Raw genomic sequence first — 13464 nt, 5'->3', positions numbered from 1 at the left:
TCTATCGCTGCCGGGAATGTTGCCCAACTGTCACAATGGGCTTCTATTCTCAAAAGGACATCATTGCTTTTGCCACTACCTAGCAGGAGACAACAATGAAGATCCGTATCGCCAGCTATAACGTCGAGAACCTGTTCCACCGTAGCGCGATTCTCAACCTCCCCGATTCCAAACAGATTGACGCCTTGTTGCAGCAGGTCAGGCAGTTTCAGCATCTTCTTGAACAGCCTCAATATGACGATGCCCTGAAAGATCGAGTGTTCCGCCTTTCTATCGCACTGCGCCCTTATATTGATATCCGTACTGACGCAGGCACGTTGGGGCGATGGAAAAAGGAGGACGCCGGCACCGGATTCAGGATCAACAAAAGCTGCCATGGTCGTGGAGATTGGATCGGCGAAATCGTGTTTAAGGCGCAGGAGTTCAGCAGTCAGCAGCGTAAGAATACGGGCAAGATTATTACCCTGCTTAATGCCGACATTCTGTGCGCCGTTGAGGTCGAAAATATGGACGTCCTGCGTGATTTCAACAATCAGGTACTGGGGGACAGTAAATTCAGCCAGTTCGTGATGATCGACAGCCCGAACGATCCGCGCGGTATTGATGTCGCCTGCCTGACGCGCTATCGGATTGCTCAGCTCCGCACGCATATTTTTGATGCCGGAAAGCGTTTCGATCCCGTATTTAGCCGTGATTGTCTCGAAGTGACGCTGGATGCCGGTCTCAAACAGCCGATTTATATTCTATGTAACCATTTCAAAAGCCAGAGCGGTCAAACGGAAGAAGAGCGGCAGCGTGGGGCAGAGAAGCGTCGCGATCAGGCCGAACGCGTCGCGGAGATTGTGCAACAGACTTACGATCTCAAGAAGGACTACGTGGTCATTCTCGGCGATTTGAATGAAGATTCGTCAAACCCCTGGCACAGTTTGGCTCCGCTGTTTTCTCTGTCGGATTTACACCCAGTTATCGACCCTGAACGCCCGGAAAAAGAGCGCTACACCTACTATTTTGCTGGCGGAAAGAAAGGGGCTCGGTTAAACCAACTGGACTACATTTTTTTATCTGCGCCGCTGCATCAGGCGGTGGTGGAGTGGGGTGTCGAGCGTCGTGGCATTTATAATATCGACAAGATTGCCGCCGAAGAGGGCGCGGAACCCGTTACGCCGCTACCCGAAGTTACCTCATGGGACACGGCTGCGTCCGACCATGCCGCGCTCTGGGTAGAAGTGGATATTACCTGATGCTCGCTTTATGACTATCATGGCGTGAGAACACAAAGCAATCATAGCCATATAAACAGAGGAAGATGATGAGTAAGCAAGGATTAGAGCAATACCCAGATGCGCTGCGCTGGTCATTTGGTGACAACCCCGCGCTGGCGGATGAATTGCTGCAACTGGTACTGGAAGGGCATAAAACCGCAACCTGTAGCTCGTATCACGCGTTTAAAAACGAGGAAACGCCACAGGTCGGCGATTACAACATCGTTCTGGACGGTGCCGGACAGCCCTCCTGCGTGATTCGGACGCGCTCGTTAACGCTGGTGCGCTACTGCGACGTCACCGCCGAGATGGCGTCGAAAGAAGGCGAAGGCGACAAAAGCCTGACTTTCTGGCGCGAAGGCCATCAGACGTTTTTCGAACGAGAAGGCACCTTCGCCCCGGATATGCTGCTGGTGTTTGAAGAATTTGAGCTGATCGAGGTGTTTTGATTCTGGGTTAGCCGTGGCTTAAGCCGACCGCGTTTTATCGCTTATCGCCATGCGCTGGAAGCATTCTAGGCTTAGCTTTCCGTCGGATGATTAAGCATTGTTTTTTCATGCTCAATGAGCCATTTTTTGCGCGCAATACCGCCGCCATAGCCTGTCATCGTGCCATCCTTGCCGATAATTCTGTGGCAGGGAATGACGATCGCTACCCGGTTTGCACCGTTCGCCGCAGCTACCGCTCGTACCGCATTGGGTTTCCCTATCAGCCCGGAAAGCGCCTGATAGTGCGAGGTTTTGCCATAAGGAACAGCACGTAGTTCCTGCCAAACGGTACGCTGAAAGTCACTGCCTGGAGTATCGAGCAAAAGAGTAAACTGTTGGCGTGTGCCTGAAAAATACTCGCTAATCTCTTTTTCTGTTTGCCGGGTATGATTATTTTCACCTGACATTATTCGAGCATTGAGCAAGCGCTGAAGATCGCGAAATTCGGTCTCCAGCATGCGACGGTCAGTAAATTCCAGCAGGCAAACACCACGTTCGGTGGCACAAACAAACATCGGGCCGAGCGGCGTGGTAAAACGGTGAATCATAATCATCTGGCTTTGTTCGGTTGGGCTCACGCCAGTGAGACGTTTATAGGTGTAGCCAAAACCGCTTAATGATTCGTAGCCGCTATCAAATGCCACCTCGGTCGCATTACGCCCACCTTTGAGTTCCTGAAGTGCGATATTCACTCGCTGCATGCGCTGGAAAGCCTGAAAGGTAATACCGTGATTTTGCAGAAACCACCGCCGAACCCGCTCTGGGCTGATGTCGTGTTTACGAAGCTCTATGTCGCTGATACGTGTTTTAGGATTGGCGCGCACGAGTTCAAGCGCTTGTTCAATTAAACGTGGTGCGCTATGCGCGTTTTCCGTTGGTCTGCACACTTTGCAGGGGCGAAATCCTGCATCCAGCGCAGATTTAACATCCTTATAAAACTCGACATTTTCACGTTTCGGTTTTCGTGCCCGGCATACGGAAATACAAAATACGCCCGTTGTGATTACACCAACGAAAAATACCCCCGTATAGCCTGAATCGCGCTCAAGTAGTGCCTGATACCAGACATCGCACTGGTCATTATCGAGAACTTTCATCAACAAATACTCCTGCAAATGACTGTTGCGACTGGATAGTGAGCATTATGTTTTTAAAGGTTGATTGAATGGCGGAATGAACAAAATTACCCATAGAGAGGCGATTGACACCGAGCGTCTTCAGCCTGTCGAAAGCCGGGAGGTCTGGCATGCACATGACGTTGAGTGGCAAATTAATCTCCCGAGAAATGATCGCAATATCATTTTCAGATGTTAGGCATGGAACAAAAAGGCCGTCTGCACCAGCCTCTTCATATAAGCGACCGCGTAATAGTGTTTCCTGTAGTGCCTGCTCATGACCAAGAAGAAAAGTATCAGTACGAATATTAAAGAACAATTGGTCATTCTCTATGGTCAACGCATGACGAATCTCTTTTAATGTTCTGCTAAAGGCTACGGCATCATCAAGTTGTCTGACACCATTAACCACCCTGCTATCCTCAAGGTTTACACCAACCACGCCGAGTGAGGCGAGACGCTTAAGATTAACGGTGATCTCACTTGCTGTTCTACCAAACCCTGCTTCAACATCAACGCTTAATGGTAGGTGACTGACGGATTTGATACGCGTGACGATGTATAGCAATTCATCAAATGACATCGCTTCTCCGTCCTCGTAACCTAACATAGCGGCAATGGCTGCGCTTGAGGTTCCCAGGGCTTGATAGCCTGCATGCTGAGCGGCAATAGCACTGCTCGCATCCCAGACATTGGCGATGAGTAAGGGGGGGCTTTGATGATGACGTTCAGTGAAGTTCATGATTATCTCCTTTACGATATATGGGACGCATCTTGAACACCCGACGACACTCTCACAACCGAAAATCAGACGACCATTTTTTGCAAATTAATCATGGCTGAATCATCTGCACCGACGCTTTCATGCGTCAATCCGCTCAGCGCATCCACGCTAAGGCTGTTGTTGCCTAAATAGAATGCAAAGAAAAAGGCGCTTAACCCAAGAGGTAAAGCGCCTTTTTTCAAATGCTTAACTGATTAGTATCAGTTCATGCCGTATTTTCAAAACCTACGTTTTTTACGGTTCGCACCTGTTCATTGTTGTTTATTCATCATATTGATATAAAACGATAATATTCGTTTTGTTGTTTACCTTTGTTCATTGCCATTCATAGAGTAACATTGACATGTGTAGTCAGTGGTGTAGTCAGTGCTGAATATGAACTGAGGTTTTTATGGCTGGTGGAACAAACAAACTAAGTGACACATCGCTGCGCAAGATGGTGGGGAGAGAAAGCCCCGGAGATAGCTTCTATGCCGATGGTGATGGGTTAAGTATCAAAGTCTCTAAGATTGGTATCATGACCTGGTATTTCACATTCCGGATTGGTGGCCGTTCGGCTGCACCTCAGCGAATAAAGTTGGGTAACTATCCTGATCTATCCCTTAAAGCAGCCAGAGATAAGCGGGAGCAATGCCGCGCCTGGTTAGCTGAAGGTAAAAATCCACGCCACCAGTTAAGCATCACTACGCAAGAAAGTCTTAAGCCGGTTACTGTTAAAGAAGCGTTGGAATATTGGATCAGAGAGTATGCAACCCACAAACGCGCCAATGTTGGTAAGCACATTGAGCAACTAAAAAAACATATTTACCCCTACATCGGTGATTATCCGCTTTCAATGTGTGAAACCCGCCATTGGTTGGAGTGTTTCAGCCGTGTGAGGTCTGAGGCTCCCGTCGCTGCTGGCTATCTTCTCCAGATGTGCAAACAGGCGCTTAAATTCTGCCGAGTGCATCGCTATGCAGAGAGTAACGCCCTTAACGATCTGACCATTGATGATGTAGGAAGAAAGCAGAATAAGCGCGATAGGGAGCATACGAGGCAGGAGCTGGCTGATATCTGGCGAGAGAGTTCTGGGCAAAGATTTAAACCCTACTACGCTTCACTGCTGCATCTGCTGGTGGTGTTTGGTTGCAGAACGCAGGAATTACGTTTTTCTCGGATCAGCGAATGGGATTTAGGGGATTGGGTTTGGACTGTGCCGAGAGAACACAGCAAGGGTGGAGAAAAGATAGTGCGGCCTATTCCGGAAGCTATCCGGCCATTTGTTGTGGCGTTGTGCGATCAGCACAAAGATAGCGGCCTACTGCTGGGAGAGATAAAGACGCCGGAAGCTGTCAGCCAGTGGGGAAGGGGTATCTACAAGCGTCTGGGACATTCAGAACCGTGGACGCTTCACGATTTGCGCCGAACGTTCGCCACCACGCTAAATAATATGGGTATCGCTCCCCATGTTGTTGAACAACTGCTGGGGCATACGTTGGGTGGTGTCATGGCGGTTTACAACCGTAGCCAGTACCTACCAGAAAAACTCGACGCACTGAATAAATGGATGGATAGGCTTTCCCTGCTATCTGGAAATCATGAAAACATTATTTTGATGAAGGTAGCAAAATGAGCATGAGAATTAAAAGTAAAAGAGATTTGCCAAAAGAGTTTGACCTCTCAAAATATGAAGGGTTGGAGTCAATGCCCGATAAAGACCTTTTTAGACAGTTATATTGGCGACTAGATTGGAAAGATGGAGGTTTTGATGATGAACTTGCAACATATTATATGGAGCACGGGAAAAATTTACCTCTGTTTGACCATGATCCATTTGGAGAAATAAAGCTTGAAGTTTCTAGCGCTTATTATGAACAGAACAAAGAATCTGAGGACTTCAAAAAAAGATATCATGACCATTATCAGGATAAGAAAACATTATCCACCGGCTATGGAGTTGGCCTGCTTTCTCGAATGGAAGTTATGTATCTTTCACAAGCAAGCGATCATAAGGGGAGAAGGAAGGGTAAGCCTTTCTGCATTCCCGATGACGAAGTAAGAGAGATGTTAAAGGATGACCCCGCTAATCACGGGCTGGTGATGTCACATGCTTCAGAGTCTGTTAATGTAGTTATTGAAGGCATTAATCTCTACACTTCAGTTGACTTGTCTGTTCCTGATGAAATATTGCTGGGTGATTTTAAAAAACTATTACCAAAATGGCGTGAAGAATTAGGAATTGAAGCCGAGGAAATAAAATTGACCAACTTATGGTCGGTCGTTCGAAAAAAAATAATTGAATATAACGTACTTCCTTACATTGATTTGCTTACGTGGGCTCGAATCAAAGGTGTATCTATTCCCGGTGGAGTGCTTGCGGTTTCGCTTTTCCCTGATGGAGAAAAAGAACAATTTGCTATCGTTCAGACCATCAGACCTTTTATAGATAGATTGATGACTTATGAATCCTTAGAAAAAATCAAAAGAGAAATTTCTAAAGAATAAAATCCCCTAATCATCCAAAAGTAGATTTGGAGATGTTTTTACACGGATGTTTGTACGATTTATTTAATTGAAGATGCTCTCGAACGTTAACGAACGAGGGCATTTTTTTATGAACCAATTCAAACATCACCAGCAGCCAGCAGAACGAGTAATCCGCGAGGCTGAATGTCGCCAGTTGACCGGAATTTGTCGTACCACGCGTTACATAATGGAAAAAGAAGGGGTATTCCCCGCACGCCGCAAACTTGGTGGGCGCTCTGTGGGGTGGATGCTTTCCGAAATATTGGAATGGCAGCGCCAGCAGCCAAAAGTAACAACACATCCTATCGCGTGAGGTGTCTATGAGCATTGTTATCCCAGGCACCGAACCGTTAAGAATGACGAGCAGGGAAATTGCCGAACTGACAGGCAAAGAGCACAAGAACGTCAATGCCGATATTCGCCGTATGCTAGATGAGCTGGGAGAAGATGCGCTGAAATTTCAGCGTATCTATCCCGACAGCATGAATCGCCAGCAGACGGAGTACTATCTAGACCGCGAGCACACCGAATGTCTCATCACTGGCTACAGTGCCATTCTCCGTATGCGTGTAATCAAACGCCTCCGAGAGCTGGAGAACGCCAGTGTATTACCTGCCGATTATCCACAGGCATTACGCCATGCCGCAGACCTAGCAGAAAAGACGTTGAGACTTCAAAGCCAACTTGTTGAGGCCGTACCAAAAATTGACTTTGCTGATCGCGTTTCTGAAATCAGCAAGGGTATTTCCATTCCTAATTACGCTAAAGCGGTGGGGCTTGGCCCTATCAAGCTGTTTGAGTGGATGCGTAGCCAGGGGATTCTTATCACTGGTGGTCAGCGTCACAACTTACCAATGCAACGGTTTATAGACAGTGGATATTTCGCCGTTCGTCAAGGGACGTATGAAACCAATGGGGAGGTAAGGGCATCGTTTACAACGATGCTGACGGGCAAAGGAGAGCAGTGGTTAACGAAAAAACTGATCGCTGGTGGTGTATTGGGGGAGGTGCCAAATGCTGATGTTGAATAAAACAAAGGCAGCTCTGCAAAGCTGCCAATGTCAAAACACAAAACTGAAACACCCTCAGAATAGCACGCTGATCGATCAGGTCAACTCCGGATATACCCAGAGTTTCGTTACCCATTATTTGGGTATCGATGTGGAGAATCAATCGTCTGATTTTTCAGTACATCAGCCTTTTAACGCAGATGATCCAAAAATAAATTCGCATGGTGAAGGAAGGATGTCGCCATTAGTTTTTTCACATTGGACTAAAGATAACGAACGCATTACTAAGATAATCGCGAAACCTAAAACCAATAACACCAAGATAATTTTTTTCATTCTTTATCCTTTTGGCTCAAGGTCGCGCTGTTTCAGCTCTTTCCTGATGATGCGTTTTATCCAAGCCGCTAAGGATTCATCACCATCCTGCTGCTGCGCTGTTTCCATTAAGTCGCGTAACTCAGGGTCAAGGCGAAATTGGAATGGTGGATTGCCACGTCTTTCATTTTTGTGTGTTGACATGTTAAGTACACCGGATGTAGTGTGTTTATGTGTGATGACACATTACACGCACATGAATGAAAAGGCAACGCCTCGGAGTGCTGGAACACTACCGAGGCGTTTGAAGGGCGTCTCAATAATTACGACGACCAAGAGCTAGCGATGTATCGGGATACGTGCCACGACGCGGCCTTTGCTATCACTAGCGCTCTACGAGTTATAGGAAACCTCACACTGGAAGCCAGCGAAAGTGACGAGTACGACGATGCTGACGCAAAGCGGGATTTGTTGCTTATCGGCGCTGTATTACGTCATTTGCCGCGTATGGCTATGGCGCTTACATACAACGCTGATTACTCAGGGTTTGTAATGGATAAGCGCAAGGAGGCCACCAAATGATCAGCCAGGTAACGTTTAACTCATTGGTGAAGCGCGTAGAAGCGTTGGAGCTTGCCCTTACTGCGATACAGCAAAAAAGCAAAGTACCGGATGGTATGGCCCCGTTAACGACGCTGGCGGCTGAAATGGGGCTATCCACCAGCAAAGCGGAAGAGTTGGCTCGTAACAGTGGCGTGATGATTGTGAAGCAGGGCAACGGCCACATCGTGCATGAAGAAAAATTCCGTGAAGCGGCTCTGATCATTATCAAGGGGGCTAAACGTAAATACGGCAGTAAATACTGGTTCCATCCGCTGATCGGTAAGTTCCAGATGGTGGGGAGGCCACAGGCATGACGGCAGAGACAAAAGCACGAGAAGCCATGTCTGATGCGCTATTTTCCTGCCTGTATCGCTGGGTGAATGGTCATATTGTTGATCGGGATGATACGGCAATGGCCGCTATCCGCCACCCAGACGATGCAACCCGCTACGGGATGCTGGCGAAGACATTAAACCGGCTGGTGGATTCCAGCCAAACCACCTATGAGTGGCTATGTGATGAAGGACTGATAGCGACCGACACTAAAAAGCAGCGGGAAAACCGCATCAAGCTGGTGGGTGATGTGATTGGCCGTAATGAGCTGAAAAAACAGCTTTGTGATGATGCCCGGATAGCGCGAGTGTTTCCCGTTCCGTCAGATGATGAGGCTGTGTTATCTGCTGTGGATCGGTACGTGCTGGGGGATGGTACATCACTGCGTGATGAGGACGTGGAGAAGTTGGAAGCCCTCAACGACACCTATACGCACGTTCTGGCATTCGGCGATCACCACATAGCCAGTATGAGGGCCAACCCAGTGACGGGGGAAACTCATGCTTTCCAGACGCTGAACTCATTCAGAAATAACTTTCTTGATGTTCCCAGAGTGGCGGGGCGTCGTTTGGGGGAAGCGTGGTTACAGTGGCCCGGTCACTCTAAACGCTTGGCGGGGGTTGGGTTCTATCCTAATCCCAGTCTATGCCCTAAAAACGTCTATAACCTGTTCAGTGGGTTGGCTATCGAGCCTAAACCCGGTGACTGTATGCCATACCTTAACCATCTGCGTGATGTGATATGCGCAGGTAATGACGAGGCATATCGCTACCTGGTGGGATGGCTGGCGCACCTGTTCCAGAAACCGGAAGAAAAACCCTCGGTGGCCGTGGTGATGAAGTCGATTGAGGGAACGGGGAAAGGATCAATGGTACGCCCGATTATCGAAGCGTTGGGCATGTACGGTATTCAGGTAAACGGGCCGGGACAAATCGCGGGACGGTTTAACGGTACGATCGCCAATAAGCTGTTTATTTTCGTTGATGAGGCCGAGTTAACCGATTCACGAGCGGCGGACAGGCTTAAGGCGATAATCAGTGAGCCAACAATCAACTTGGAGCGTAAAGGCAAGGAACCCGAACCCATGCCTAACTATGCCCGTTTCATCTTTGCCAGTAATCATGATCGGGTTATCCGTGCTGGTATGCGGGAGCGACGTTATCTGGTGCTGGAGCCAGACGGCTCAAGGGCGCAGGACAGGGAGTATTTCAACCAGTTGTACCAGTGGATCAATAACGGCGGCGCAGGTCACTTGCTGGCGTATCTGCTGGGATATGACCTGTCTGTGTTTGATCCACGTCGCCCACCTGTAACGGCGGCGCTGGTGGATGAGAAGCTAGCCAGCCTTCCTCCTGCGTACCAGTATTTGTATCAGGAGTTGTGGGAGGGTAAGCCGTTTAACGATCAGGAGCGTATTTTTGCCCATGAGCTGGTGGGTAAATTTATGGTATGGGGTGAATCGCACGGCGAAGACCTGAAAGAAGCGGCTGCACGGTCAGCTATCGGCAAGGTAATGAACCGTATTGGTATGTCAGCGGTAGGACGTTCAGATCGCGGGCAGGGGAAATATTACGAAATACCGGCTGTCGAAGAGTTGCAGGAACGCTTTGCAGCGCTGATTGGCGAATCGGTTGAAATGGTTTTCCCTATATAACACATGCACGAGGAAATACCTGTACCACCTATACCAGTATGTCCAAATCCCGCACCAACAAAGGCTTTATAGGTGGTATAGGTTATTTACTGACCTGTACCAGACCTATACCACCTATACCAGTTAAGGGCGTAGAACGGTACAGGTTGGTTTAGGTGTGATTCTACGACCTGTACCAGCTACAAGCCGCGCCATTACTGGGTTTATCGCTAAGTGGTACAGGTGGTACAGCAAGACGCGCAAAATCTTAAATAGAAAACATATCCTAACGAGGATATTTTAATGAAAGACAGATTAGAAATCGTCTATTCTCAAGACAATATCCGTAAAATTTTGGAGCAAAGGGATGTTCGGTATCCCAGATGATGGACTGGGTTTGTAACTCATTCCATTAAATGCATTCAAGAGGTTGGTTGGGAGCTAAACAATCATAATGGTAATTTTCGGCATCAATTTTATGGTGGAGTAATGGCCGGCAGCAAAGAGGAACTAGATGTTTTTATTGAGGTATTGAAAAGGATAGTCGATTTTTTATGGCGAATTGATTTTGTTAAAAAATAAGGTGTGGTATGTTTAATGAAAAAGGATTAATTCTTATTTTGGAAGACGTAGACGCCAATATGGCAAAGAATAATATTCCTATTCGACATCGTTTACCTAGAGCACTTTTGGAGGTTAGTAAGAAACTAAATTTATCAATTTCGTTGTATCCAAATTTTTTATCAAATGGTTACGTGGATGAGCATAGTAAGTTTATTCATGAATGGTATAATAATAGATATGGCGATAGGCTGAAATATTCAGGGAGATTAGGCAGTTTTTATGTTTTATTAAAACATGATTTTTGGTTTTTTGATGTTCCTGTTTTTTTTGGTGAGTGTGCTTTTTATTTATGTCAAGACCTTTCTGACATAGGCGGTGGAAGTTCTTGCAACATATTGGCGACTTGTAAGGAAATGACGCAGTCATTTGCTGATTTGCTAACAGATGCGGAGATAAAATCGATACAGGATGTTTTCATTTTAGCGGTGAGTTTTCATATTTCGCTTGAAAGCATAAAATGTCGGGGCCTCATTATGGGGGATGCTGCTTTTGCTGATTTGAATGCAGCTAACGGGCATATAATTTCCCAAGTTGAGCATTATGGGCAAGCAAAATGGTCATACTCTCAGTTCATTGAGAAAATACTAAAGAGCCTCATTCACTTAAAAGGTGTTAATAATGTTAGGCGCTTTAATCATAGCTTATTAGAGTTGACACGTGAGTTTAACAAAGTTTATTCTGCTAACGTTCCTTTAGAACTTGTGGAGGAAATAAAAGCAAGCGCTAATGTTAGATATGATGAAGGTAAAGTTAAAAAAGAAGAAATATTTAGAATACAGAGCTGTGTTTTTCATTTTATTAATGAGGTTTCTGCCTCATTAAAATAGTCTTGTAAATTATTTTATCTAATGAAGTTTTTAGTGAGTAGAACTCATGTATAAATTGCCATTTAGTCGTTTAACCTAGTTGTGCGAAGTAGTCTGTGTGATGCAAAATATTTAGACGGATTAACACTTTTCATGCTGGTTTAACGCCCTGTTTAATACAGGTAAGGTGATCGTTGCTGTTTCAGAAAAGGTAAGCTTTGTGTCTTTTTTACTAAGTTTCTTCATATCGACGAAGTTATGTGCGAATGAGTGTTACATCTTGCTCTGTGTAAACTGGATAATTGAAAAATTGGGTGTATATTCTTTATATCATAGGAGCGTTACATGCCAAGCATGAACGGAGCAATAGGGAAAATTCGGTTTAACTAGCCTGCATGTGATGCATATGGATGGTTATCGTCGGGATCTTAAAGAAGAAGATTTTTTCTGGGATGATTTACATAGATTTATTATGCATACTCTGTCTGGCGAACAGCTTGTCACCAATCCTGAACAATGGTACTTCTTCCGACATATCTAGAGAGAGGCCGGCATTCCTTACCAAAACCTCCTTAGCCGATAATTTATAATATCATGATAAGTAAAGATAAATTTATAAAAACCAAAAGGTTACTTTTGACTGCCATTACAATTAATGTTTAGTCTACATCCTTGCGTTGCACCTTTTACACAAGATGTTAATTATTTGAAAAACAATGATTTTCATCGCTGGACTTATCACTATATTTTGATATTATTTGATTAATTCTTGGTACTGTATATAAGCACAGTCATTGCTTGTTTAATCATCTGACTAGGAGGCGCATTATGGGTTATTCTGCAATTGCGGTTGCCAATGCCTTCATTGAGAGGGCTAAACATTATGGTATCAATGATTTATCTCCAATGAAGCTTCAAAAACTGGTTTACTTTGCCCATGCTTGGCATCTCGCTTTAACTGGAAAGCCTTTGATTGATGAACCTGTTTGTGCTTGGCGTTATGGTCCAGTGGTACCATCTGTTTACAATGCGTTCAGAGGTTATGGTTCAGGCCATATTCCTACTCCGGCAGTTGCCTATGAATATAGTCAGGGTGTTCCATTCCCAATAATACCGACCGTTAATGATAAAGAAAGTGCTCATCTTATTGATGCTGTAATGAATACTTATGGTAATCAGAGCGCAATCTTTCTTTCTAACCTAACTCATCAGACTGGTTCTGCATGGGACGTAACCAAGGACGATCATAGGCAAGGGCAGATTAGTGGTTGTGTGATTCCAAATGAAGTCATCCGAAATACTACTCGTGTTCAGTTGGGAATGAATGTTGACAACTGATCCTCATTATAAAAAAATAAATTCTCAGCTTGAGCAAATGAAAATAAATGCTCAAGCTGATATTGATACTAAAAAAAATGATAAGACTTTTACTAAGGCTAATGATCTAACGTTAGAGGAAGAAACTGAACTTAAAGATAATGAAGATCCATCTACATACCTCAAGAAATATACCGAATATGCGGAAGCACTAGATAATATAAAAACAAGAAAAAGAAACGGTAAAATCCTTAAATGGAAAATTAAAAGTCAAAAGCAAGATGTTAAAATGAGACGTAAGTATGCTTCAAAAGCTTACAGTTTTGTATTTATGTGGTCTTGTTTTCTGTTTTTAGTGGTGTTTTTTGTTGGTTTTGGTGATGTTAAGATTGAAGCTAATGATTTTAAATTACATTCTAGTTTTAAAATTAGTGATACCACCCTTATTGCATTGATAAGCGGTGTTACAGTAAATATTGTCGCAGTTTTTGTTATCGTCATTCGCAATCTTTTTCCTATATCAAGAATTGATATAGACGAAATGGAAAAATTAGCCAAGAAAAATGTATCACCAGATGATAAAAGTGAGATAAGTAAATAATTTTTTTAGTTTTTATTAAAAATAATCTTTTTTAAGATGGTTATATTTCAAAATGACATTTCAAT

15 protein-coding genes are annotated in these 13464 nt (G+C 45.0%); 11 read left to right on the top strand and 4 right to left on the bottom strand.

Translation table 11 applies throughout. The annotated features are described in order from the left end of the window. The first annotated feature begins 95 nt into the window (after positions 1-95). Both AB8809_RS22145 and AB8809_RS22140 read left to right on the top strand, forming a co-directional pair. Positions 96-1241 (top strand): endonuclease/exonuclease/phosphatase family protein, encoded by a 1146-nt coding sequence (locus AB8809_RS22145; protein WP_349856796.1) that lies wholly within the window; start codon positions 96-98, stop codon positions 1239-1241. Positions 1242-1309: 68 nt separating this feature from the next. Beyond that, positions 1310-1711 (top strand): ASCH domain-containing protein, encoded by a 402-nt coding sequence (locus AB8809_RS22140; RefSeq protein WP_349856795.1) that lies wholly within the window; start codon positions 1310-1312, stop codon positions 1709-1711. Between the two features lie 71 nt (positions 1712-1782). Here the strand turns inward: AB8809_RS22140 and AB8809_RS22135 are convergent, their stop codons facing one another. The 3 genes from AB8809_RS22135 to AB8809_RS22125 form a co-directional block, all read right to left on the bottom strand. Continuing rightward, positions 1783-2847 (bottom strand): methylated-DNA--[protein]-cysteine S-methyltransferase, encoded by a 1065-nt coding sequence (locus AB8809_RS22135; RefSeq protein WP_349856794.1) that lies wholly within the window; start codon positions 2845-2847, stop codon positions 1783-1785. After that, positions 2831-3607: an isocitrate lyase/phosphoenolpyruvate mutase family protein gene (locus tag AB8809_RS22130; protein WP_012772961.1), complete on the bottom strand. Its 777-nt coding sequence runs from the start codon at positions 3605-3607 to the stop codon at positions 2831-2833. The genes AB8809_RS22135 and AB8809_RS22130 overlap by 17 nt, the downstream gene beginning before the upstream one ends. A gap of 65 nt (positions 3608-3672) precedes the next feature. Beyond that, the gene (locus AB8809_RS22125; protein WP_196219331.1) at positions 3673-3831 is read right to left on the bottom strand and encodes a hypothetical protein; all 159 of its coding nucleotides are present in this window, start codon (positions 3829-3831) and stop codon (positions 3673-3675) included. Between the two features lie 209 nt (positions 3832-4040). On the opposite strand from AB8809_RS22125, the gene AB8809_RS22120 reads away from it, so the two are divergent. From AB8809_RS22120 to AB8809_RS22105, 4 genes are all read left to right on the top strand, one after another. Beyond that, the gene (locus tag AB8809_RS22120) at positions 4041-5264 is read left to right on the top strand and encodes a site-specific integrase (RefSeq protein ID WP_349856793.1); all 1224 of its coding nucleotides are present in this window, start codon (positions 4041-4043) and stop codon (positions 5262-5264) included. After that, positions 5261-6136: a DUF6387 family protein gene (locus AB8809_RS22115; RefSeq protein WP_349856792.1), complete on the top strand. Its 876-nt coding sequence runs from the start codon at positions 5261-5263 to the stop codon at positions 6134-6136. The genes AB8809_RS22120 and AB8809_RS22115 overlap by 4 nt, the downstream gene beginning before the upstream one ends. Before the next feature lie 109 nt (positions 6137-6245). Further along, positions 6246-6470 (top strand): AlpA family phage regulatory protein, encoded by a 225-nt coding sequence (locus tag AB8809_RS22110; protein ID WP_349856791.1) that lies wholly within the window; start codon positions 6246-6248, stop codon positions 6468-6470. A gap of 7 nt (positions 6471-6477) precedes the next feature. After that, on the top strand, positions 6478-7188 hold the full coding sequence (locus tag AB8809_RS22105) for a phage antirepressor KilAC domain-containing protein (RefSeq protein WP_349856790.1): 711 nt from the start codon (positions 6478-6480) through the stop codon (positions 7186-7188). 318 nt (positions 7189-7506) lie between these two features. Here AB8809_RS22105 and AB8809_RS22100 read toward each other — a convergent pair whose 3' ends face one another. After that, a complete protein-coding gene (locus AB8809_RS22100; protein WP_349856789.1) occupies positions 7507-7686 on the bottom strand; it encodes a hypothetical protein in 180 nt (59 codons plus the stop codon). A gap of 374 nt (positions 7687-8060) precedes the next feature. Here AB8809_RS22100 and AB8809_RS22095 point away from each other — a divergent pair, with 374 nt between their 5' ends. From AB8809_RS22095 to AB8809_RS22075, 5 genes are all read left to right on the top strand, one after another. Further along, positions 8061-8399: a hypothetical protein gene (locus AB8809_RS22095; RefSeq protein ID WP_349856788.1), complete on the top strand. Its 339-nt coding sequence runs from the start codon at positions 8061-8063 to the stop codon at positions 8397-8399. Next, the gene (locus AB8809_RS22090) at positions 8396-10072 is read left to right on the top strand and encodes a primase-helicase family protein (protein ID WP_349856787.1); all 1677 of its coding nucleotides are present in this window, start codon (positions 8396-8398) and stop codon (positions 10070-10072) included. The genes AB8809_RS22095 and AB8809_RS22090 overlap by 4 nt, the downstream gene beginning before the upstream one ends. A gap of 569 nt (positions 10073-10641) precedes the next feature. Then, entirely contained in the window at positions 10642-11502 is an 861-nt protein-coding gene (locus AB8809_RS22085) for a hypothetical protein (RefSeq protein ID WP_349856786.1), read from the top strand. Between the two features lie 807 nt (positions 11503-12309). Further along, positions 12310-12819: a type II toxin-antitoxin system antitoxin SocA domain-containing protein gene (locus AB8809_RS22080; protein WP_349856785.1), complete on the top strand. Its 510-nt coding sequence runs from the start codon at positions 12310-12312 to the stop codon at positions 12817-12819. Beyond that, on the top strand, positions 12806-13399 hold the full coding sequence (locus tag AB8809_RS22075; protein WP_349856784.1) for a hypothetical protein: 594 nt from the start codon (positions 12806-12808) through the stop codon (positions 13397-13399). The genes AB8809_RS22080 and AB8809_RS22075 overlap by 14 nt, the downstream gene beginning before the upstream one ends. Positions 13400-13464 lie beyond the last annotated feature (65 nt).

It is taken from the genome of Pectobacterium aroidearum (genome assembly GCF_041228105.1).
Lineage (GTDB): Bacteria > Pseudomonadota > Gammaproteobacteria > Enterobacterales > Enterobacteriaceae > Pectobacterium > Pectobacterium aroidearum.
Note: the sequence above shows the minus strand (reverse complement) of the source record. Positions and strands in the feature narration are given on the sequence as shown.